Below are 21,575 nucleotides of genomic sequence, written 5' to 3' on the forward strand. Positions count from 1 at the left end.
CGCGGGGCCGGGCGCGCGACGCCATCTTTTCGCCGTGCGTGAGCGGGTGATCACAATTCGCGCAATTCGTCGGCGGGATCCGGCACCATCCGCGGGGCCCGTCCGTTGTCCCCTGTGAACCCGTCCGTTGCCCGCTTTGAAGAAGATTTGAGGCGGTGCGCCGAGTGCTGAACGGTCGTCGTCACAGCAGGCCTCCCGACCGGGGCTGGTCCTCGCATACGATGGCCGTTGCTCAGTAAGTCAAATGGAAACCGACCGTCCCAGGCCCGACCGGCAAGGAGACCAACCCCCGTGTCCGTCCTCTCGAAGATCATGCGTGCAGGCGAAGGCAAGATCCTGCGCAAGCTGCACCGCATCGCGGACCAGGTCAACTCCATCGAAGAGGACTTCGTCGACCTCTCCGACGCCGAGCTGCGGGCCCTCACCGATGAGTACAAGCAGCGCTACGCCGACGGCGAGAGCTTGGACGATCTGCTGCCCGAGGCGTTCGCCACCGTGCGCGAGGCCGCCAAGCGCGTCCTCGGCCAGCGGCACTACGACGTGCAGCTGATGGGTGGTGCAGCCCTGCACCTGGGCTACGTGGCCGAGATGAAGACCGGTGAGGGCAAGACCCTGGTCGGCACCCTGCCCGCGTACCTGAACGCGCTCTCCGGTGACGGCGTCCACCTCATCACGGTCAACGACTACCTGGCCGAGCGCGACTCCGAGATGATGGGCCGCGTCCACAAGTTCCTGGGCCTGAGCGTCGGCTGCATCCTCTCCAACATGACGCCGGCGCAGCGCCGCGAGCAGTACGAGTGCGACATCACGTACGGCACGAACAACGAGTTCGGCTTCGACTACCTGCGCGACAACATGGCGTGGTCCAAGGACGAACTCGTCCAGCGCGGGCACAACTTCGCCATCGTCGACGAGGTCGACTCCATCCTCGTCGACGAGGCCCGTACGCCGCTGATCATCTCCGGCCCCGCCGACCAGGCCACCAAGTGGTACGGCGACTTCGCCAAGCTGGTGCTGCGCCTCAAGCGCGGTGAGGCCGGCAACCCGCTCAAGGGTGTCGAGGAGACCGGCGACTACGACGTCGACGAGAAGAAGCGCACGGTCGCCATCCACGAGTCCGGTGTCAGCAAGGTCGAGGACTGGCTGGGCATCGACAACCTCTACGAGTCGGTGAACACGCCTCTGGTGGGCTACCTGAACAACGCCATCAAGGCCAAGGAGCTCTTCAAGAAGGACAAGGACTACGTCGTCATCGACGGCGAGGTCATGATCGTCGACGAGCACACCGGCCGTATCCTCGCCGGCCGCCGCTACAACGAGGGCATGCACCAGGCGATCGAGGCGAAGGAAGGGGTGGACATCAAGGACGAGAACCAGACGCTCGCCACGATCACCCTGCAGAACTTCTTCCGCCTCTACAAGAAGCTCTCCGGCATGACCGGTACGGCGATGACCGAGGCCGCCGAGTTCCACCAGATCTACAAGCTCGGCGTGGTCCCGATCCCGACCAACAAGCCGATGATCCGCGTGGACCAGTCGGACCTCATCTACCGCACCGAGGTCGCGAAGTTCGAGGCGGTCGTCGACGACATCGCCGAGAAGCACGAGAAGGGCCAGCCGATCCTCGTCGGTACGACGTCGGTCGAGAAGTCCGAGTACCTCTCGCAGCAGCTGTCCAAGCGCGGCATCCAGCACGAGGTGCTGAACGCCAAGCAGCACGACCGGGAGGCGACGATCGTCGCCCAGGCCGGCCGCAAGGGCGCCGTCACGGTGGCCACCAACATGGCCGGCCGTGGTACGGACATCAAGCTCGGCGGCAACCCCGAGGACCTCGCCGAGGCGGAGCTGCGCCAGCGCGGCCTCGACCCCGAGGAGCACATCGAGGAGTGGGCCCAGTTCCTGCCCGCGGCCCTGGAGCGGGCCGAGCAGGCGGTCAAGGCCGAGAAGGAAGAGGTCGAGGAGCTCGGCGGGCTGTACGTGCTGGGCACCGAGCGGCACGAGTCGCGCCGTATCGACAACCAGCTGCGCGGTCGCAGCGGCCGTCAGGGCGACCCCGGCGAGTCCCGCTTCTACCTGTCCCTCGGTGACGACCTGATGCGGCTGTTCAAGGCCCAGATGGTCGAGCGCGTGATGTCGATGGCGAACGTCCCGGACGACGTGCCGATCGAGAACAAGATGGTCACGCGCGCGATCGCGTCCGCCCAGTCGCAGGTCGAGCAGCAGAACTTCGAGACCCGTAAGAACGTCCTGAAGTACGACGAGGTCCTCAACCGCCAGCGTGAGGTCATCTACGGCGAGCGGCGCCGCGTCCTGGAGGGCGAGGACCTGCAGGAGCAGGTCGGCCACTTCATGGACGACACGATCGACGCGTACGTGGCCGCGGAGACCGCCGAGGGCTTCCCGGAGGACTGGGACCTCGACCGGCTGTGGGGCGCGTTCAAGCAGCTCTACCCGGTGCGGATCACGGTGGAGGAGCTGGAGGAGGCCGCCGGTGACCGGGCCGGTCTGACCGCCGAGTTCATCTCCGAGTCCATCAAGGACGACATCCGCGAGCAGTACGAGGCGCGGGAGGCGCAGCTCGGCTCCGAGATCATGCGTGAGCTGGAGCGCCGGGTCGTGCTGTCGGTCCTGGACCGCAAGTGGCGCGAGCACCTCTACGAGATGGACTACCTCCAGGAGGGCATCGGCCTGCGCGCGATGGCGCAGAAGGACCCGCTGGTCGAGTACCAGCGCGAGGGCTTCGACATGTTCACCGCGATGATGGAGGGCATCAAGGAGGAGTCCGTCGGCTACCTGTTCAACCTGGAGGTCCAGGTCGAGCAGCAGGTCGAGGAGGTCCCGGTCGAGGACGTCGCTCCGGTCGACATGGAGAAGCAGGACGCGGTGCCGGCCCAGGCGGGTGGGCGTCCGGAGATCCGCGCGAAGGGGCTGGACGCTCCGCAGCGGCGGAACCTGCACTTCTCCGCGCCGACCGTGGACGGCGAGGGCGGCACCATCGAGGGCGACTTCGTCGGCGACGAGGAGCCGGTGCGTTCCGAGGCCGACGGCCTCACGCGCGCGGAGCGCCGCAAGCAGGCGCGGGGCGGGCGTCGCCGCAAGAAGTGACGGCGGCGACGGCGCCCGAGGCGTCGTAGCGGCTTGCGGGCCGGGTCATCCGCGGGATGGCCCGGCCCTGTTGCGTACGGTCGGCTAGTCGTCGTCGAGGGCGGCGCGCGGGGGGCGGGGTCCGCCCAGCTCCACCGCCGTGCAGCGCCAGCGCAGATCGGTGCCCTGCTCCAGGCGGAAGGCCATGGCGCGCAGTTGCTCCCCGGCGCCGATGCGGGCGAACGCCTCGATGGCGCCGGGGCGCGGGACGCAGTAGCCGATGTCGCGGACGACGGGGCGGGTGCCGCGGGTGCGCAGGGGCCCGTGTTCGGCGAGCCGGGCCAGTTCGTCGTAGGCACGGCCCGCGGTGTGCCGGAGCATCCAGTGGACGGGCCGCTGCCCGCTCAGGACGGCGAGCAGACGGTCGGCGAAGACGTCGGTGGGGCGGGGCTGCGGGACGGGGCGCCTAACCGGCGGGGCGGGCACCGGGGGTGTCGCCGAAGCCCTAGCCGGAGCCGGAGCCGGAGCCGGAGCCGGAGCCGGAGCCGCGGTCTGGGCCGAGGCCGATGCTGATGTCGGGACCGGTGTGGGGGCTGGTGCCGACGCGGGGCGGGTGTCCGTGGGCCTCGTGTTGGCGGAGAGTCCGGAGGCACGGGAGCCGGGTGGGCGGCCGCCGCCCGGGGCGGTCCCGGACGGGGCTCCGCCCGGGGTGCGCGGCGGGGCGCCGCCCGGGCGACGCGTGTCGTGGCGGCCCGGCGGGCGGGTCCCCGGCCGAGTGTGGGCTGCCCTGGTCATGACCTTGTGCATGGGTGTCCCCGTTTCCATGTGCGTTTCCATGAGCCCGGCCGAGCGGTGGTACCGGGCGGTAACTTCCTGTTGCGGATCTTGTACGGAACGCGATGGCGACAGCAAGGAAGCGGCGAGTCGGGTCGGGGCGGCCGGAAGGTTCACCTATCAGGGTGATGGAGGGGGTTGTAGGCCCGTGTTCACGTGGGGGTCGTGGGTGAATCACGGGCCCGGGGTTGACGGCCTCGGCGTCATCGGCGGGGACTCGAAAGGGGACGCCCGCACGTATCCTGAAGGCCCTGTCCAGCGGAGCCCTCGATCACGAAAGCGGCCAGACATGCGCGTCTACGTCCCCCTGACCCTCCCCGGTCTCGCCGAGGCGTACAAGACGGGAGAGCTGGGGGCCGGGCCGCTCGTCGCCTACGCCGTCACCCCCGCGCTGCGCGAGTGGTACCTCTCCGACGACATCGAGGAACTGGAGTACGCGGCGCTGAACCGCGCCGCCGTCGCCTCGCTGCGTCTGCTGGCCGCCGACCCCGGGGCTCCCCGGCGCCGGGTCGTGGTCGCCGTCGACGTTCCCGACGGCGCGGCCTGGGCCGACCCGGACCGCGGACTCGACCCGGCCGCGCTCGGCGAGGTCCGCGTCAGCCAGGCCGTACCGCTGGCCAAGGCGGCCGCCGTGCACGTCGACCTCGACGAAGCGGAGACGGACGTGGCCGCGGCGGCCGAGGCGCTGGAGGCGGCGGACCGCGGTGACGACGACGCCCAGTTCGTGGTGGACGGGGCCGAGGACCACGAACTGCTCTGGTACGCCACGCAGGAGATCCCGAACCTGGTGGGCCTCGCGGACTGAGCCCTGCGCTCACCCCGATCGACGGTCAGCAACCTCGATCGACCGTCGTCGGCGCACCTCGGTCGGCCGCTGTTGGCGCACCTCGGTCGGCCGTCATCGGTGCATCCCGGTCGGCCGCTGTCGGCATATCCCGGTCGGCCGCCGTCGGCATACCTCGGTCGGCCGCCGTCAGCGCACCCCGGCACACCTCGACCGACTGCCGTCCGCGCACCCCGCTCGACCGCCGACCGCACACCCCGACCAGCCGCCGTCCGCGCACCCCGATCGACCGCCGTCCGCACACCCCGACCGACCCGCCGTTCTCTTGATTGTCAGTGGCTGCGGGTACGTTTTGGGCATGGGGAAGAACGCAGGGGCGCACATCGTGTGGGACTGGAACGGGACGCTGTTCCACGACAACGACGCGATCATCGGGGCGACGAACGCGGCGTTCGCCGAGCTGGGGCTGGCGCCGATCACGATCGAGCAGTACCGGACGCTGTACTGCGTTCCGGTGCCGAAGTTCTACGAGCGGCTGCTCGGGCGGCTGCCGACGGACGCCGAGTGGGAAGTCATGGACGTGACCTTCCACCGGTACTACAGCGAGCACCGCGGCCGGTGCGCGCTGACCGAGGGGGCGACGGAGCTGCTCGCCGGATGGCGGTCGACGGGACGCAGTCAGTCGATCCTCAGCATGTACGGACACGAGGACCTCGTGCCGCTGGTGCGGGGGTTCGGGATCGAGGCGCACTTCATACGCGTCGACGGCCGCACCGGACCCTCCGGCGGCAGCAAGGCGGAGCACATGGTGCGCCACCTCGCCTCGCTCGCCACGGTGGATCCGGCCCGGACGGTGGTCATCGGGGACGCCGCCGACGACGCGGTGGCCGCGCTCCACGTGGGAGCCCGGGCCGTGCTGTACACCGGGGGTTCGCACAGCCGGGCCAGCCTGGAGGAGGCCGGCGTGCCGGTGGTGGACACGCTGGCGGAGGCGGTCGTGGAGGCCGAGCGCCTCGCCGCGTGAGAACCGGGCCGGCTACGTCACCGGCGCCTTGGCCCGCAGCACCGTGAGGAACTCCCGCATCCACGCCGGATGGTCCGGCCAGGCCCGGGACGAGACCAGGGTGCCGTCGACGACCGCCTCGGTGTCCTGGAAGGTCGCTCCGGCGGACTGCATGTCGGGCTCCAGCGCGGGATACGCGGTGACGCGGCGGCCGCGCAGGCTGTCGATCGCGGCCGTGAGGAGGGGGCCGTGGCAGATCTGCGCGACCGGTTTGTCGGCGTCGAAGAAGGACTTGAGGATCTTGCGCAGCTCGGGGTCGTTGCGCAGGTACTCGGGGGCCCGGCCGCCGGGGATGACGAGGGCCGCGTACTGGCCGGGATCGACCTCGGCGAACGCGAGGTCGGCGGGCCAGGTGTAGCCGGGCTTCTCGGTGTAGGTGTCGAAGCCGGGTTCGAAGTCGTGGACGACGAAGCGCAGTGTCTTGCGGGAAGGAGCGGCGACATGGACCTCGTAGCCCTCCTCGCGCAGCCGCTGGTAGGGGTAGAGGACCTCCAGGGACTCCGCCGCGTCGCCGGTGACGATGAGGATTTTTGCTGTCATATCGGCAACGTGCCTCCGTCGGGCGCGCTTGCCAAGGGGGCGCGCGGGGTTTGGTCGCTGTGCAGAATGTCAAACTTCCACCCCTGGTTTTGTACACATACGGCTCATGACGGGGGCCCTGTAAGGAGCGATAGCCTTGGTGGCGTGATCAGCGCGATAGCTCGCGGGGGCACTGTTGCCCCTGCCCTGCGCCCGGCGAGCACGGAACATCTCCGTGACCGGGCGGCGGTCGCTGGTCCTCGCGGGCGGGACGGGGCCGCACGGGCCCCCAGGACGCCGTACACACCCCGGAAACCGGCGTCGCGGAGAGCGATGTCACATTCCGTGGGTGCGTCGAGAATGGCTGATAACCCCCCGCTCATCTCACCCTGCGGCATAGCGTCGGAGCCGACCGGAGAACCCGGGCCGTGGCGTCGAGCCGCAGGGGAAGAGACCGTACTTCCTTCTACGTCACGCAACGGCGCGCGACAGGAGCCAGAGGACAATGCAGACCAAGCTGGACGAAGCCAAGGCCGAGCTGCTGGAGAGGGCCGCTCGGGTAGCTGAGAACAGCCCGGTCGGGGGCCTACCGACCGGGACGGCGGACGAGGGCGCACCCGACACCCCGGAGACCCCGGACCAGGAGTCCGTGCTCGCGTTCCTCCAGCGCTACTACCTGCACACCGCCCCGGAGGACCTCACCGGCCGCGACCCGGTCGACGTCTTCGGAGCCGCGCTCTCGCACTACCGACTGGCCGAGAACCGCCCCCAGGGCACGGCCAGCGTGCGGGTGCACACCCCGACCGTGGAGGAGAACGGCTGGACGTGCAGCCACTCCGTGGTCGAGGTCGTCACCGACGACATGCCCTTCCTCGTCGACTCCGTGACCAACGAGCTCACCCGGCAGGGACGCGGCATCCACGTCGTGATCCACCCGCAGATCGTGGTCCGCCGCGACGTCACCGGCAAGCTCATCGAGGTGCTGCCCGCGCACACGGGCGGGGACCTGCCGCACGACGCGCACCTCGAGTCCTGGATCCACGTCGAGATCGACCGCGAGACCGACCGCGGCGACCTGAAGCAGATCACCGTCGACCTGCTGCGGGTGCTGTCCGACGTCCGTGAGGCCGTCGAGGACTGGGACAAGATGCGCGACGCGGCGCTGCGCATGGCCGACGAGCTGCCCAAGGAGCCGGTCGCCCCCGACCTGCGCGACCTGGAGATCGAGGAGGCCCGCGAGCTGCTGCGCTGGCTGGCCGCCGACCACTTCACCTTCCTCGGCTACCGCGAGTACCAGCTGCGCGACGACGACACCCTGGCCGCCGTCCCCGGCACCGGCCTCGGCATCCTGCGCTCCGACCCGCACCACGCCGGCGAGGAGGGCCACCCGGTCTCCCCGTCCTTCGAGCGGCTGCCCGCCGACGCCCGCGCCAAGGCGCGCGAGCACAACCTGCTGGTGCTGACCAAGGCCAACAGCCGCGCCACCGTGCACCGGCCGTCGTACCTGGACTACATCGGCGTCAAGAAGTTCGACGCGGACGGCAACGTGATCGGCGAGCGCCGCTTCCTCGGACTGTTCTCCTCCGCCGCGTACACCGAATCGGTGCGCCGGGTTCCGGTCATCCGCCGCAAGGTGGACGAGGTCCTGGAGCGCGCCGGCTTCTCGCCCAACAGCCACGACGGGCGCGACCTGCTGCAGATCCTGGAGACCTACCCGCGCGACGAGCTCTTCCAGACCCCGGCCGACGAACTGGAGTCCATCGCCACCTCCGTGCTGTACCTGCAGGAGCGCCGGCGTCTGCGGCTCTACCTGCGCCAGGACGAGTACGGCCGCTACTACTCCGCCCTCGTCTACCTGCCCCGCGACCGCTACACGACGGGCGTCCGCCTGAGGATCATCGACATCCTCAAGGAGGAACTGGGCGGTATCAGCGTCGACTTCACCGCCTGGAACACCGAGTCGATCCTGTCCCGGCTGCACTTCGTGGTCCGCGTCCCGCAGGGCACCGAGCTGCCCGAGCTGTCCGACGCCGACAAGGAGCGCATCGAGGCGCGTCTGGTGGAGGCCGCCCGCTCCTGGGCCGACGCCTTCGCCGAGGCGCTGAACGCCGAGCTCGGCGAGGAGCGCACCGCCGAGCTGCTGCGCCGCTACAGCAACGCCTTCACCGAGGGCTACAAGGCCGACCACACGCCGCGTGCCGCGGTCGCCGACCTCGTCCACCTGGAACAGCTCAGCGAGACCCAGCAGCAGGACGGCAAGGACTTCTCCCTCAGCCTCTACGAGCCGGTGGGCGCCTCTCCCGAGGAGCGCCGCTTCAAGATCTACCGCAAGGGCGACGCCGTCTCCCTCTCCGCGGTGCTGCCGGTCCTCAGCCGGCTCGGTGTCGAGGTCACCGACGAGCGGCCGTACGAGCTGAAGTGCGCGGACCGTTCCGTGGCCTGGATCTACGACTTCGGGCTGCGCATGCCCACCTCGAAGAGCGGCGGCGACTACGGCGACGACGGACGCGAGCGGTTCCAGGAGGCCTTCGCCGCCACCTGGACCGGCAAGGCGGAGAACGACGGCTTCAATGCCCTCGTGCTGAGCGCCGGGCTGACCTGGCGGCAGGCGATGGTGCTGCGCGCGTACGCCAAGTACCTGCGGCAGGCGGGCTCCACCTTCTCCCAGGACTACATGGAGGACACCCTCCGCAACAACGTCCACACCACCCGGCTGCTGGTCTCCCTGTTCGAGGCGCGGATGTCGCCGGACCGCCAGCGCGCGGGCCACGAGATCGTCGACGCCCTCCTCGAGGAGGTCGACGCGGCCCTCGACCAGGTCGCGAGCCTCGACGAGGACCGCATCCTGCGGTCCTTCCTGACCGTCATCAAGGCGACCCTGCGCACGAACTTCTTCCAGGAGGCCGCGGGCGGCAGGCCGCACGACTACGTCTCCATGAAGTTCGACCCGCAGGCGATCCCCGATCTGCCCGCGCCGCGCCCGGCGTTCGAGATCTGGGTGTACTCCCCGCGCGTGGAGGGCGTGCACCTGCGCTTCGGCAAGGTCGCGCGCGGTGGTCTGCGCTGGTCCGACCGGCGTGAGGACTTCCGTACCGAGATCCTCGGCCTGGTCAAGGCGCAGATGGTGAAGAACACCGTCATCGTGCCGGTGGGCGCCAAGGGCGGCTTCGTCGCCAAGCAGCTCCCCGACCCGGCGGCGGACCGGGACGCGTGGCTGGCCGAGGGCATCGCCAGCTACAAGACGTTCATCTCGGCGCTGCTCGACATCACCGACAACATGGTCGCGGGCGAGGTCGTGCCCCCGCAGGACGTCGTCCGGCACGACGAGGACGACACCTACCTGGTCGTCGCCGCCGACAAGGGCACCGCGACCTTCTCGGACATCGCCAACGAGGTCGCCGAGTCGTACAACTTCTGGCTCGGTGACGCCTTCGCCTCCGGCGGCAGCGCAGGCTACGACCACAAGGGCATGGGCATCACCGCGCGCGGCGCCTGGGAGTCCGTCAAGCGGCACTTCCGCGAGCTGGGCGTGGACACCCAGAGCGAGGACTTCACGGTCGTCGGCATCGGCGACATGTCCGGTGACGTGTTCGGCAACGGCATGCTGCTGAGCGAGCACATCCGCCTGGTCGCCGCCTTCGACCACCGGCACATCTTCATCGACCCCACCCCGGACGCGGCCACCTCCTACGCCGAGCGCCGCCGCATCTTCGAGCTGCCCCGCTCCAGCTGGGCCGACTACAACACCGAGCTCATCTCGGCGGGCGGCGGCGTGTTCCCCCGTACCGCCAAGGCGATCCCGCTCAACGCGCACATCCGCGACGCCCTCGGCATCGAGGAGAAGATCGCCAAGATGACGCCGGCCGACCTGATGAAGGCGATCCTGCAGGCGCCGGTGGACCTGCTGTGGAACGGCGGCATCGGCACCTATGTGAAGGCCAGCACCGAGTCGCACGCCGACGTCGGCGACAAGGCCAACGACCCGATCCGCGTCGACGGCGCCGACCTGCGCGTCAAGGTCGTCGGCGAGGGCGGCAACCTGGGCCTGACCCAGCTCGGCCGGATCGAGTTCGCGCTGCACGGCGGCAAGATCAACACCGATGCCATCGACAACAGCGCGGGCGTGGACACCTCCGACCACGAGGTGAACATCAAGATCCTGCTCAACGGCCTGGTCGCGGACGGCGACATGACCGTCAAGCAGCGCAACAAGCTCCTCGCGGAGATGACCGACGAGGTCGGCGCGCTGGTCCTGCGCAACAACTACGCGCAGAACACGGCGATCGCCAACGCGCTCGCCCAGTCCAAGGACATGCTCCACGCCCAGCAGCGGTTCATGCGGCACCTGGTGCGCGAGGGCCACCTCGACCGGGCGCTGGAGTTCCTGCCCACCGACCGCCAGATCCGCGAGCGGCTGAGCCAGGGCCAGGGCCTGACCGGTCCGGAGACGGCCGTCCTGCTGGCGTACACGAAGATCACGGTCGCCGACGAGCTGCTGCACACCACGCTCCCCGACGACACCTACCTGCGCGGTCTGCTGCACGCCTACTTCCCGACGGCGCTGCGCGAGCAGTTCCCGCAGTACATGGACAACCACCCGCTGCGCCGTGAGATCGTCACGACCGTCCTGGTCAACGACACGGTCAACACGGGCGGTACGACGTACCTGCACCGTCTGCGCGAGGAGACCGGGGCGTCGCTGGAGGAGATCGTCCGGGCGCAGACGGTGGCCCGCGCGATCTTCCGCTCGGCGCCCATGTGGGACGCCGTGGAGGCCCTCGACAACCAGGTCGAGGCCGCCGTACAGACCCGGATCCGGCTGCACTCGCGGCGCCTGGTCGAGCGCGGCACACGCTGGCTGCTCAACAACCGGCCGCAGCCGGTGCAGATCGCCGAGACCGTCGACTTCTTCTCCGAGCGCGTCGAGCAGGTCTGGCAGCAGCTGCCGAAGCTGCTGCGCGGCGCGGACCTCGAGTGGTGGCAGCAGATCTACGACGAGCTGACCGGCGCCGGCGTCCCGGACGAACTGGCCACGCGCGTGGCCGGGTTCTCCTCCGCCTTCCCGGCGCTCGACATCGTCTCGGTCGCCGACCGCATGGGCAAGAAGCCGCTGGACGTCGCCGAGGTCTACTACGACCTCGCCGACCGGCTGCACATCACCCAGCTCATGGACCGCATCATCGAGCTCCCCCGCGCCGACCGCTGGCAGTCCATGGCCCGCGCCTCCATCCGCGAGGACCTCTACGCGGCCCACGCGGCGCTGACCGCGGACGTGTTGGCGGTGGGCAACGGCAGCTCGACGCCCGAGCAGCGCTTCAAGACCTGGCAGGAGAAGAACGCGGCGATCCTGGGCCGGGCGCGCACGACCCTGGAGGAGATCCAGAGCTCGGAGACGTTCGACCTCGCCAACCTGTCGGTGGCGATGCGCACGATGCGCACCCTGCTGCGCACGCACACGTAGCAGGCGGTACGAGAGCGGGGTGCCCCGAGCCGACCGGCTCGGGGCACCCCGCTCTCGTGATGGTGTTCTCAGGCGGCCTTCGGCTTGTCCGCGCCGCCGGTGAACTCCTCGTAGGCCTGCATGACCTCTTCCGTCGGCCCGTCCATGCGCAGCTCGCCGCGCTCCAGCCACAGCACGCGCTCGCAGGTGTCACGGATCGACTTGTTGTTGTGGCTGACCAGGAACACCGTGCCCGCCTGCTGGCGTAGTTCGCGGATGCGCTCCTCGGAGCGCCTCTGGAAGGAGCGGTCGCCGGTGGCCAGCGCCTCGTCGATGAGGAGGACGTCGTGGTCCTTGGCGGCCGCGATGGAGAAGCGCAGGCGGGCGCCCATGCCGGAGGAGTAGGTGCGCATCGGCAGGGTGATGAAGTCGCCCTTCTCGTTGATGCCGGAGAAGTCGACGATGTCCTGGTAGCGCTCCTTGACCTCCTCGCGGGACATGCCCATCGCGAGGCCGCCGAGGTAGACGTTCTTCTCGCCGGTCAGGTCGCCCATCAGGGCGGCGTTGACGCCGAGCAGGGAGGGCTGGCCATTGGTGTAGATGTGGCCGTTCTCGACCGGCAGCAGGCCCGCGACCGCCTTCAGCAGGGTCGACTTCCCGGAGCCGTTGGTGCCGATCAGGCCGACGGCCTCGCCCTTGTACGCGACGAAGGAGACGTTCTTCACGGCGTGCACCGTGCGCACGCCGGCCGCCTTCTCGGTCTGCTGGCGGCGCAGCATGCGGTTGAGGGCGGCGGTCGCGGAGCCCTTGCCGGCCCCGGTGCCGTTGACCCGGTAGATGATGTCGACGCCGTCGCAGACGACGGTGGGGACGCGCTCGTCGGTGTACTCAGCCACGGCCGTACATCTCCTCAGCCTTCCAGAAGTAAACGAAGCCGCCCACGCCCGCGATCAGGGCCCAGCCGGTCGCCGCCACCCACACGTGCGGGGGCAGCTGGCTGGCGTGGAAACTGTCGATCAGCGCGAAGCGCATGAGGTCGATGTAGACGGCCGCCGGGTTGACCTCCAGGGCCACCGTCACCCAGTGGGGCAGGTGGTCGCCCTTGGTCAGCCGGTCGATGCTCCACATCACGCCGGAGACGTACATCCAGGTGCGCAGGACGAACGGCATCAGCTGGGCGATGTCCGGGGTCTTGGCGCCCATCCGCGCCATGATCAGCGCGACGCCGGTGTTGAAGGTGAACTGCAGCACCAGGGCCGGGACCGCGAGCACCCAGGAGAAGGCGATCGGGACGCCGAAGCAGAGCAGGATGACGACCAGGGCGGCCATCGAGAACAGCAGCTGCTGCAGCTGCTGCAGCGCGAAGGAGATGGGCAGCGCGGCCCGCGGGAAGTGCAGCGCCCGCACCAGGCCGAGGTTGCCGGAGATGGCGCGGGTGCCGGCCATGATCGAGCTCTGGGTGAACGTCCAGATGAAGACGCCGGTGACGAGGAACGGGATGTAGTCCGGCACATGGCGCTTGGTGCCGAGCAGCACGCCGAAGATGAAGTAGTACACCGCCGCGTTCAGCAGCGGGGTCATCACCTGCCAGATCTGGCCGAGCTTCGCCTGGCTGTACTGGGCGGTGAGCTTGGCGGTGGCGAAGGCGGTGATGAAGTGGCGCCGGGCCCACAGCTGCCGGACGTACTCCGGCAGGGAGGGACGGGCGCCGCTGACCGAGAGGCCGTGGCGGGCGGCGAGGGCCGCGAGGTCGTCGTCGGCCGGGACCGGCGTCGGGGGCGGTGTGTCGAGGACCTGGCTCACATCCGCTGCTTTCACTCGGGGGGAGGGGGGTGCGGCGTCCGGCCCGTCGGCCGGCCGGTCACGTTGCCCGGCGTTTCCTTACGCGTCTCTTCACGTTTTCTTACGTCGGAACGGGACCGTATCGTCGCAACGTGAGCGTAGGCCGTTTCGGCGTCGGAACGCAACCGTTTCGTCGTCACGGACTCCGTCGGGACGCAACCGTATCGTCGTGACGACCCGCGTGGGGCCGTTACCGTTTCGTTGTGACGCATCTCGCGCTGGCGGGTGCCGGGCGAGCCGGATGCATGGTCCGGTGGGACGCGGGCAGGGTCCGGTGGGACGGGACCGTTCCGTCGCGACGCCGTGACGCGGTGAGGTCGCGACGTCGGGCCGTCGTCCGTCAGGCCGGGACCGTATCGTCGTCACGTTCTGCGTGGGGACGGGACCGTATCGTCGCAACGCCCTATGCTGGTCCGCATGACGACGAACGCCGAGGAGCCCCAGACGCGTCCGCGCCGCCGGACCCCGGCGGGGGCGGCCGTACTCCGCGAGGACGTCACGGAGGCCATCCGGGCGGCCGTCTTCGAGGAGCTCGCGTCCGTCGGCTACGCGCGGATGTCCATCGAGGGGATCGCGCGCCGGGCGGGCGTCGGCAAGACCGCGGTCTACCGCCGCTGGCGCTCCAAGTTGCACCTGGTGCTCGACATCGTCTCCGCGCTCGCGGTGCAGGGCCTGCCTGCCCCGGACACGGGCTCCCTGGAGGGTGATCTGCGGCTGCTGTACGAGGTGACCTCGCGCGCCCTGCGGCACCCCGTGGCCTCGCAGATCCTGCCCGACCTGCAGGCGGAGGCGGCGCGCAACCCCGACATGGCCGAGGCGGTGCAGAAGGCGCTGCGGGACGGGCAGGAGGGCGTGGCCAGCAAGATCCTCGTGGCGGCGGAGCAGCGCGGCGAGCTCCGGGCCGGCTTCGACGACGAGCTGGCGCTCGACCTGATCTCCGGGCCGCTGTACTGGCGTTCGGTGGTGATCCGCAGCCCGAAGCTGCCCAAGGGCTATCTCGGGGCGCTCGCCCGGGCCACCGCCGAGGCGATCAAGGCGCTGTGAGTAAGCTGCGGTGGCCCGGTCGCCGGTGGCCGGAAGTCGTCGCCGCGCGCGGTGACCGGAGTTGAGGCGGAACTGCCGTGAGAGTCGTGATCGCCGAGGACAACGCTCTGCTGCGGGAGGGACTCGTCCTGTTGCTGACCTCCGCGGGGCACGAGGTCGTGGCGGTCGCCGCCACCGGCCCGGAGATCCTGCCCGCGCTGCTGGAGCACCGGCCCGACGCGGCCGTACTGGACGTCCGTATGCCGCCCGCCTTCCGGGACGAGGGGCTGCGCGCGGCCCTGGAGGCACGCGCCGAGCTTCCCGGACTTCCCGTCCTGGTGCTCTCCCAGTACGTCGAGGAGTCGTACGCCGCCGAACTGCTCACCGGCGGGGCGAGCGGGCTCGGTTACCTGCTCAAGGACCGGGTCGGCCGGGTGGACGAGTTCCTCGACGCGCTGGAGCGGGTCGCGGCCGGGGGTACGGCCCTCGACCCCGAGGTCGTCACCGAACTCCTCACCCGCCGCAAGGACTCCCCCCTCGACTCCCTCACCCCGCGCGAACGCGAGGTCCTGGCCCTGATGGCCGAGGGCCACGACAACGCCACCATCGCCAAGACCCTCGTCGTCACGGAACGAGCCGTCCACAAACACATCGGCAACGTCTTCCTGAAACTGGGCCTCCCCCCGAGCGACAGCGGCCACCGCCGGGTACTGGCGGTGCTGGCGTACCTGAACCACCGGTAGGTCGCGACTCACCGCTCCCGACCGAGCAACCGCCGCGCCAGTTCCGCCAGTTCGGCCGCCCGCAGCACACGCCCACCGAACCCCGGCAGCGGCACGTGCAGCACCGGGACCCACCGCTCGGGGATCGCCCCGACGCCGTACACGGCTCCCGCGAGCCCGCCGGTCACCGCGGCGACGGTGTCCGTGTCGCCGCCGAGGTCGATCGCGGCCCGCACGGCGGTCTCGTACGAGGACGTGGTCCGCAGCGCCCAGACGGCGGAGGCGAGGCACGGCCAGACGGCGCCGTTGAACTCGGTCGCCAGGTCGGGATGCCAGTCGGCGGCCAGGACGGTGGCGTACCGCTCCTGATGGTCGGGGTGGACGGCGGCGAGCGCGTCCGGGAGGGCGGTGAGCGGATCGTCCCCGGACAGGGCGACGCGCACCAGTTCGTGGAAGACGGCCGTGCCTTCCCAGGCGGCGCGGTCTCCGTGGGTGAGGGCGGCGATGCGGCGGGCGGCGTCCATCGTGGCCTGCCGGCCCGCCGCGGCGAAGTACACGGCGGAGGTCGAGGCCCTCATCAACGCGCCGTTGCCGGCCCCGCGTTGACTGACCTGGAAATGCAGGGCGGCCGCCAGGTCCCAAGGGCCGCCGCTGGTCAGGACCGCTTCCGTCTGGAGGCCGATGTCCTTCGGGTCGGCGGCCGCCCAGCGCCGGAAGCGGTCGAAGACGTCCGGGAGGTGGAGGCCGCCACACTCCACCAGGGACTCGGCCAGCAGCACGGCCATCTGCGTGTCGTCCGTCGCCTCACCGGGGTCCCAGCCGCCGCCCCCGCACATCTCGCCGCCCGCCCCCGGCTCGGGGAAGCGGGCGGAAAAGGCGCCCTCGGGGCCGAACTCGAAAGGGGCGCCGAGGGCGTCGCCGACGGCGGAGCCGAGGACGGTGCCGAGGGTGCGGTCGATGTGGCTGGTCATCGGCGCAGGCTAGTGGCGTGCCGCCCCCGGATGCAGTCTTACCCAGCCCTGCCACGCCGATGTGATCATGTCCTGGACGTCGTGTTTGGCTTTCCAGGCGAGTTCTGTGGTGGCTCGGTCGGCGGAGGCCACGACTCGGGGCGGGTCGCCGGGGCGGCGGGGGGTGACCGTCGGGGGGAGGGCGTGGCCGGTGACGGTGTTGATGCGGTCGATCATCTCGCGGACGGAGACGCCCTCGCCGCGGCCGATGTTGAGGGTGAGGTCGCGTCCGGGGGAGGCCTGCAGGGCGCGGGCCGCCGCCACATGGGCCTCGGCCAGGTCCACGACGTGGATGTAGTCGCGTACGCAGGTGCCGTCGGGGGTCGGGTAGTCGTCGCCGAAGATGCGCGGCGGCGCGTTCTCGGTCAGCTTTTCGAAGACCATGGGGATGAGGTTGAAGACGCCGGTGTCGGCGAGTTCCGGTGTGGCGGCGCCCGCCACGTTGAAGTAGCGCAGGGACGCGGTGGACAGGCCCGTCGCGCGGCCCGTGGCGCGGACCAGCCACTCGCCCGCCAGCTTCGTCTCGCCGTACGGCGACATCGGCACGCACGGCGTCTCCTCCGTCACCAGCTCCACGTCCGGCATGCCGTACACCGCGGCTGAGGAGGAGAACACGAAAGAGGGGACACCGGCCGCCGTGACGGCCTCCAGGAGGACGCGCAGGCCCTCGACGTTCTCCCGGTAGTAGTGCAGGGGCAGCTCAACCGACTCGCCCACCTGCTTCTTCGCCGCCAGATGGACCACCCCGGTGATCCGGTGGTCCGCGAGGGCGCGCGCGACCCGCTCGCCGTCCAGCGTCGACCCCACCACCAGCGGCACCCCGTCCGGCACCCTTTCCCCGAGGCCCGTCGACAGATCGTCGTACACGACCGTCCGCTCGCCCGCCCCGGTCATCGCGCGCACGACGTGCGCCCCGATGTAACCGGCGCCGCCGGTGATCAGCCAGGTCATGTGAGGCCGTCCCCTCAGTCGGTCGAGGCGTGCGTGCTGGTGCGCGTCCGGTATCAGTGAAGCAGGCCCCGGGTCACGCCGGGACGGCCTGGGTGGCTCCGCGGGCGTCGGGGGAGCGGCGGGGCGCGCCAGGGAGGCGCGCCGGGGGCGCGGTGGAGCGCCACAGCCGGACGAAGGACAGCACGGCGGCCACCGCGAGCAGGCCGTTGCGTACGAGCATCAGGGCGCAGCCCGTCCAGGTGCAGGCCATGACCTGGTTGTACAGGACCGGGAACTCGACGGCGCTGACCGCGCTCGCCGCCAGGATCAGCGCGGCGACCGGCCGCTGCACGGTGTGCCGTGAGGTCAGGCAGACGGCGGCCAGACCCACCAGCCAGATCATGTACTGCGGGCTGATCACCCGGCTGGTGACGGTGAACAGCAGCACCGCGCTCAGCGCCGCGTCGTAGGGCGTGGCCGGCGTCCAGCGCCGGGCCCGCAGCCGCCACAGCAGCATCAGCGCGAAGGCCACCGCGGTGAGCGCCAGGGAGAGGTGGGCGACCGCGCGGACGTACGGGCCGGTGAACTCCATGGCGCCGTACCGGTAACGCACCTTCCCCGGCCAGCCGGCGTGCACGGCGAAGGAGAGCACCGTGCCGCCCAGCGACTCGATCTGCACACCCCGGCCGCCCTGTTCGCGCAGGAAGCCGAAGGGGTTGGCGAACAGGGCCGCCAGCACGCCCAGGGCGACGGTCCCGGTGGCGAGGGCCCACGCCCATGCCGTGCGCGTCATACGGCCCCTCGGCGTGCCCAGCAGCACCAGCGCAGGCCACACCTTCACCAGGGCGCCCAGCGCCGCGAACGCCCCGCACGCGCGCGTGGAGCGCGGCAACGCCAGCAGGGAGACCACCGCGAGGGCGGTCACCTGGACGTCGTAGCGCGCGAGCGGCGTCTGCAGCAGGAGCGGAAGGCCGGCCACCCACACCGCCGCGCCGAGGAGGCTTCGGTGGCCGCGCGCGCCCGCGACGGCCAGCGCCACGGTGATCGCCGCGTCGCAGACGAGGGTGAGCGCGACGAACGCCTCGAAGTACGTCAGGCCCGGCAGCAGCGCGGGCGAGAGCAGGACCGCGCCGGCACCCGGCGGGTACTGCCAGAGCGGGTCGTGGACGGGGAAGCTGCCGTGCGCCAGGACGCCGTACCAGTGGTGGTACAGCCGCCACACCTCCCGGGCGACCGAGCCGTGCCCGAGCAGCGGCAGGCCGCCCAGCGCGAGCAGCCACAGCATCGCGGCCCGGGTGGCGAGCCAGCCGGCCGCGAGGGCGAGAAGAGGACGTCGTGTCTTTGAGGTCGGCTCCGCGTTCATCACGGCGGATCGTAAGCCGGGCGAATGGAGTGGACGTGCTAATACGCCGTCAATCGTCGGTAAGAGCTCGCCAACAGCCCACCATCAGGCGAGTGGACGGTGAGAACACGGTGCGCCGACTGGCACGTCCCGAGGTCCTTGCTGTGGCGGTTCCCGTGGCCGTGATGCTCGGGATCGGGCTGTGGCGGCTCGACCGGGGCGGCATGTGGGGCGACGAGGCGGCCACCTTCCTGGTCGGCCGGCGTACGGTGCCGCAGATCTGGCGGATGCTCCATTCGGTGGACGCGGTGCACGGGCTCTACTACCTCGTCCTGCACCTCGTCCTCGCCGTCCGGCCCGACGAGGTCGCCCTGCGGATGCCGTCGGTGTGCGGGGCGGCGGTGAGCGCGGGGCTGGTGGGTGCGCTGGGCCTGCGGCTGGCCGGTCCGCGCGTGGGCCTGTGGTCCGGCCTGCTCTACGCCGTCACCCCGCTGATCGGCCACTACGCGCAGGAAGGGCGGTCGTACGCGATCGTCTCGGCCGGTGTCATCGGGGCGACGCTGCTGCTGATGACGGGACTCGACAGCCGGTCGGGGCGGGTCTGGGTCGGCTACGGCGGAGTGCTCGCCGTCACCTGCCTGCTGCACGAATTGGCGGTGCTGGTCGTGTGCGCGCACGCCGTGACGTTGCTGCTGGCGCGGGCGCCGGGGCGGGTGTGGGGGGCGTGGGGACGTGCCGTCGGGACGGTGGCGGTCGTCCTCGCGCCGCTGGTGTGGGTGTCCCACGGCCAGGCCGGGCAGGTGGGGTGGCTCGTGGCGCCGGACTGGGAGAAGGCCGAGGACCTCGTGAGAGCGGTCGCGGCCGGGCCCAGGGGGGTGGTGTTCTGGACGTGCGTGCTGCTCGCGGTGGCCGGGGCGGTACGGGTGCGCCGGGTCGCGCGGGTGGCGGTTCCGCTGCTGGTACTGCCGCCGGCCCTGCTGATGACGGCCTCTCAGGTGCAGCCGCTGTATCACGAACGGTATGTGCTGTACGCCTTCGCGGGGGCGCCGTTGCTGGTGGCGGCGGGGGGTGAGTGGCTGGCCGGGGCCCTGTCCCGCTTGCTGCCGGATCCTGGCGTGCCCGACTTCCCGCACGCACGGGGGCACTTGAGCGAAGAAGCCCCTGTCGTGCCGCGGAACGACCGCTGGCTGGCGGACGGTTGGCTCCGGCTGCCCGGTGCTCGCGCGTCCACGCTCGCCGACGGCGGGCGGTCAGAGGGTGACCCGGTGTCGGGAGTTCTGCTCGCCGACCACCGTGACCCGCAGCCGGACCACCCCCGCCCCCGGCCCCGACCCGTCCTTCGCCGTCCCCTCCTCACCCTCGCCGGCGTCCTTGCCGTCGGACTCGTCGCCGTCCACGACTTCCCCCTCTACCGCCACGACCGTTCCCCCGCGCACCGGCCCGAGAACCTCGCCGCCGTCTCCGGGCACGCCGCCCGCGACATCCGGCCCGGCGACCCCGTGCTGTTCGTGCCCACGTTTTGGCGGATCGCGGAGTCGGCCTATCCGGGCGGGTTCGGCAAGGCCCGGGACATCGCGTTGAAGGAGTCGGGGGCTCGGTCGGGGACGTTGAGCGGCCAGGAGGTCGGGGCGCGCGAGCTGTCGGCGCGGCTGGCCGGGGTCGACCGGGTGTGGGTCGTCGGGGACGGGCGGGTGCTGGGGGCGCGGCGGCCCCCTCCGCGCAGTCCGGTCGAGCGGGCCAAACTCGCCGCTCTGGAGGGGCAGTTCACGCCACGGTGGCAGTACGTCAGCGGCCGTGTGACCCTCCGGCTCTACGTCCGCCGCGCACAGACAACACGGCTCGCGCCGACCAGCGGGCTCGCGGCTCCTACCGGCCTCCTCCCATCTCCTCCGCCACGGCCGCGTCCAGCGCGGTCGTGAGGTCGTCCAGGCGGGCCCGCAGCGCGCGGATCTCGTCGACGTCGAAGCCCGTCGCGGTGGCGATCCGGCGCGGCACCTGAAGGGCGCGCTCGCGCATCGCCGTGCCCTCCTCGGTGAGCCGTACCTCCACCGAGCGTTCGTCGCGGGCGCTGCGTTCGCGGCGGACGAGACCCGCCGCCTCCAGCCGCTTGAGCAGCGGGGAGAGCGTGCCGGAGTCGAGGCGCAGGTGTTCGCCGAGCTTCTTGACCGGCAGGTCACCGTGCTCCCACAGCACGAGCATCACCAGGTACTGCGGATAGGTGAGCCCGAGGTCCTTGAGGACCACGCGGTAGACGCCCCCGAAGGCGCGCGACGCGGCGTTCAGGGAGAAGCAGATCTGCTGGTCCAGGCGGAGCCAGTCGGTGGTGGGCGTCGTACTCATGCCTCCAGGATAGCTCTTGCGAGCCATTCAGTTGTGCACAATTGAATTGTGTGCTCTACTTGTCGTCGTGCGGCGGCCGCGGAAGAGCCGCCGTAACACGAACGACTTGAGAGGGATGGTTTCCCATGGACGCGCTCTACACCGCAGTCGCCACCGCCACCCACGGCCGGGACGGCCGGGCCTTCACGAACGACGGCAAGATCGACGTGAAGCTGGCGCCGCCGGTGGAGCTGGGCGGCAACGGTGAGGGCACCAACCCGGAGCAGCTGTTCGCCGCCGGTTACGCCGCCTGCTTCGGCAGCGCCCTCGGTCTCGTCGGCCGCCAGGCCAAGGTGGACGTCAGCGATGCCGCCGTCACCGCCGAGGTGGGCATAGGCAAGCAGGGCGAGGGCTTCGGTCTGAAGGTGACGCTGCGCGTGGAGCTGCCGGACACCGTGGACCAGGAGACCGGCCGCAAGCTCGTCGAGACCGCCCACCAGGTCTGCCCCTACTCCAACGCCACCCGCGGCAACATCGAGGTCGACCTCGTCATCGAGTAATTGCCTTAAGCGCCGTCAGCGCCGTCAGCGCGACAGGCGCCACCCCCGGCGGACAGCGCGGACGCCCCTGCACCGGCGTCCGCGCTGTCGTGTGCCCGGGCGG

General features: G+C 70.9%; 16 protein-coding genes. 8 read left to right on the plus strand and 8 right to left on the minus strand.

Annotated elements, in window-relative coordinates:
• Nucleotides 1–291: 291 nt before the first annotated feature.
• A complete protein-coding gene (gene secA, locus ACWCQ1_RS00080) occupies nt 292–3,105 on the plus strand; it encodes a preprotein translocase subunit SecA (RefSeq protein WP_133046241.1) in 2,814 nt (937 codons plus the stop codon).
• A gap of 84 nt (nt 3,106–3,189) precedes the next feature.
• Here secA and ACWCQ1_RS00085 read toward each other — a convergent pair whose 3' ends face one another.
• Nucleotides 3,190–3,891, minus strand: a complete 702-nt coding sequence (locus ACWCQ1_RS00085) for an Rv3235 family protein (protein WP_451025667.1) — start codon at nt 3,889–3,891, stop codon at nt 3,190–3,192.
• Nucleotides 3,892–4,207: 316 nt separating this feature from the next.
• Between ACWCQ1_RS00085 and ACWCQ1_RS00090 the strand changes: the two genes are divergently transcribed.
• Entirely contained in the window at nt 4,208–4,723 is a 516-nt protein-coding gene (locus tag ACWCQ1_RS00090; RefSeq protein WP_451025482.1) for a DUF6912 family protein, read from the plus strand.
• A 337-nt stretch (nt 4,724–5,060) separates the two neighbouring features.
• Nucleotides 5,061–5,726, plus strand: coding sequence for an HAD family hydrolase (locus tag ACWCQ1_RS00095; protein ID WP_451025483.1), 666 nt, complete (start codon nt 5,061–5,063; stop codon nt 5,724–5,726).
• 12 nt (nt 5,727–5,738) lie between these two features.
• On the opposite strand, the gene ACWCQ1_RS00100 is transcribed toward ACWCQ1_RS00095, so the two are convergent.
• Nucleotides 5,739–6,305: a DJ-1/PfpI family protein gene (locus tag ACWCQ1_RS00100; protein ID WP_133046244.1), complete on the minus strand. Its 567-nt coding sequence runs from the start codon at nt 6,303–6,305 to the stop codon at nt 5,739–5,741.
• Between the two features lie 484 nt (nt 6,306–6,789).
• On the opposite strand from ACWCQ1_RS00100, the gene ACWCQ1_RS00105 reads away from it, so the two are divergent.
• Nucleotides 6,790–11,745, plus strand: a complete 4,956-nt coding sequence (locus tag ACWCQ1_RS00105) for an NAD-glutamate dehydrogenase (RefSeq protein ID WP_133046245.1) — start codon at nt 6,790–6,792, stop codon at nt 11,743–11,745.
• A 68-nt stretch (nt 11,746–11,813) separates the two neighbouring features.
• Here ACWCQ1_RS00105 and ACWCQ1_RS00110 read toward each other — a convergent pair whose 3' ends face one another.
• Together ACWCQ1_RS00110 and ACWCQ1_RS00115 are read right to left on the minus strand one after the other, a co-directional pair.
• Nucleotides 11,814–12,620: an ABC transporter ATP-binding protein gene (locus ACWCQ1_RS00110; protein ID WP_133046246.1), complete on the minus strand. Its 807-nt coding sequence runs from the start codon at nt 12,618–12,620 to the stop codon at nt 11,814–11,816.
• A complete protein-coding gene (locus tag ACWCQ1_RS00115; protein WP_133046247.1) occupies nt 12,613–13,527 on the minus strand; it encodes an ABC transporter permease in 915 nt (304 codons plus the stop codon). The genes ACWCQ1_RS00110 and ACWCQ1_RS00115 overlap by 8 nt, the downstream gene beginning before the upstream one ends.
• A gap of 456 nt (nt 13,528–13,983) precedes the next feature.
• Here ACWCQ1_RS00115 and ACWCQ1_RS00120 point away from each other — a divergent pair, with 456 nt between their 5' ends.
• Together ACWCQ1_RS00120 and ACWCQ1_RS00125 are read left to right on the plus strand one after the other, a co-directional pair.
• Nucleotides 13,984–14,610 carry a TetR/AcrR family transcriptional regulator gene (locus tag ACWCQ1_RS00120; RefSeq protein ID WP_133046248.1) on the plus strand — a complete coding sequence of 209 codons (627 nt, stop codon included), beginning with the start codon at nt 13,984–13,986 and terminating at the stop codon, nt 14,608–14,610.
• A 77-nt stretch (nt 14,611–14,687) separates the two neighbouring features.
• Complete coding sequence (locus ACWCQ1_RS00125; RefSeq protein ID WP_358593949.1) at nt 14,688–15,332, plus strand: response regulator transcription factor; 645 nt, start codon at nt 14,688–14,690, stop codon at nt 15,330–15,332.
• A gap of 8 nt (nt 15,333–15,340) precedes the next feature.
• Here the strand turns inward: ACWCQ1_RS00125 and ACWCQ1_RS00130 are convergent, their stop codons facing one another.
• The 3 genes from ACWCQ1_RS00130 to ACWCQ1_RS00140 all read right to left on the minus strand — a co-directional run bounded on the left by ACWCQ1_RS00130 (nt 15,341) and on the right by ACWCQ1_RS00140 (nt 18,614).
• Nucleotides 15,341–16,282 (minus strand): ADP-ribosylglycohydrolase family protein, encoded by a 942-nt coding sequence (locus ACWCQ1_RS00130; protein WP_358593948.1) that lies wholly within the window; start codon nt 16,280–16,282, stop codon nt 15,341–15,343.
• Nucleotides 16,283–16,291: 9 nt separating this feature from the next.
• Nucleotides 16,292–17,272 (minus strand): UDP-glucose 4-epimerase GalE, encoded by a 981-nt coding sequence (galE, locus tag ACWCQ1_RS00135; RefSeq protein ID WP_358593947.1) that lies wholly within the window; start codon nt 17,270–17,272, stop codon nt 16,292–16,294.
• A gap of 73 nt (nt 17,273–17,345) precedes the next feature.
• On the minus strand, nt 17,346–18,614 hold the full coding sequence (locus tag ACWCQ1_RS00140; protein WP_358593946.1) for a glycosyltransferase family 87 protein: 1,269 nt from the start codon (nt 18,612–18,614) through the stop codon (nt 17,346–17,348).
• A gap of 164 nt (nt 18,615–18,778) precedes the next feature.
• On the opposite strand from ACWCQ1_RS00140, the gene ACWCQ1_RS00145 reads away from it, so the two are divergent.
• On the plus strand, nt 18,779–20,512 hold the full coding sequence (locus ACWCQ1_RS00145; RefSeq protein ID WP_451025668.1) for a glycosyltransferase family 39 protein: 1,734 nt from the start codon (nt 18,779–18,781) through the stop codon (nt 20,510–20,512).
• Here the strand turns inward: ACWCQ1_RS00145 and ACWCQ1_RS00150 are convergent.
• On the minus strand, nt 20,460–20,933 hold the full coding sequence (locus ACWCQ1_RS00150; protein WP_133046252.1) for a MarR family winged helix-turn-helix transcriptional regulator: 474 nt from the start codon (nt 20,931–20,933) through the stop codon (nt 20,460–20,462). The genes ACWCQ1_RS00145 and ACWCQ1_RS00150 overlap by 53 nt on opposite strands.
• 125 nt (nt 20,934–21,058) lie before the next feature.
• Between ACWCQ1_RS00150 and ACWCQ1_RS00155 the strand changes: the two genes are divergently transcribed.
• On the plus strand, nt 21,059–21,472 hold the full coding sequence (locus ACWCQ1_RS00155; RefSeq protein ID WP_133046253.1) for an organic hydroperoxide resistance protein: 414 nt from the start codon (nt 21,059–21,061) through the stop codon (nt 21,470–21,472).
• Nucleotides 21,473–21,575: the final 103 nt, after the last annotated feature.

It is taken from the genome of Streptomyces sp. NPDC002144 (assembly GCF_053593695.1).

Excerpts from the sequence above, each read along its gene's own strand:
- ACWCQ1_RS00130 (WP_358593948.1), bottom strand. The coding sequence starts at position 16,282 with ATGACCAGCCACATCGACCGCACCCTCGGCACCGTCCTCGGCTCCGCC.
- ACWCQ1_RS00085 (WP_451025667.1), bottom strand. The coding sequence starts at position 3,891 with ATGCACAAGGTCATGACCAGGGCAGCCCACACTCGGCCGGGGACCCGC.
- ACWCQ1_RS00140 (WP_358593946.1), bottom strand. The coding sequence starts at position 18,614 with ATGAACGCGGAGCCGACCTCAAAGACACGACGTCCTCTTCTCGCCCTC.
- ACWCQ1_RS00155 (WP_133046253.1), top strand. The coding sequence starts at position 21,059 with ATGGACGCGCTCTACACCGCAGTCGCCACCGCCACCCACGGCCGGGAC.
- ACWCQ1_RS00145 (WP_451025668.1), top strand. The coding sequence starts at position 18,779 with ATGCTCGGGATCGGGCTGTGGCGGCTCGACCGGGGCGGCATGTGGGGC.
- galE (WP_358593947.1), bottom strand. The coding sequence starts at position 17,272 with ATGACCTGGCTGATCACCGGCGGCGCCGGTTACATCGGGGCGCACGTC.
- ACWCQ1_RS00090 (WP_451025482.1), top strand. The coding sequence starts at position 4,208 with ATGCGCGTCTACGTCCCCCTGACCCTCCCCGGTCTCGCCGAGGCGTAC.
- ACWCQ1_RS00100 (WP_133046244.1), bottom strand. The coding sequence starts at position 6,305 with ATGACAGCAAAAATCCTCATCGTCACCGGCGACGCGGCGGAGTCCCTG.
- ACWCQ1_RS00120 (WP_133046248.1), top strand. The coding sequence starts at position 13,984 with ATGACGACGAACGCCGAGGAGCCCCAGACGCGTCCGCGCCGCCGGACC.
- ACWCQ1_RS00105 (WP_133046245.1), top strand. The coding sequence starts at position 6,790 with ATGCAGACCAAGCTGGACGAAGCCAAGGCCGAGCTGCTGGAGAGGGCC.
- ACWCQ1_RS00150 (WP_133046252.1), bottom strand. The coding sequence starts at position 20,933 with ATGAGTACGACGCCCACCACCGACTGGCTCCGCCTGGACCAGCAGATC.
- ACWCQ1_RS00095 (WP_451025483.1), top strand. The coding sequence starts at position 5,061 with ATGGGGAAGAACGCAGGGGCGCACATCGTGTGGGACTGGAACGGGACG.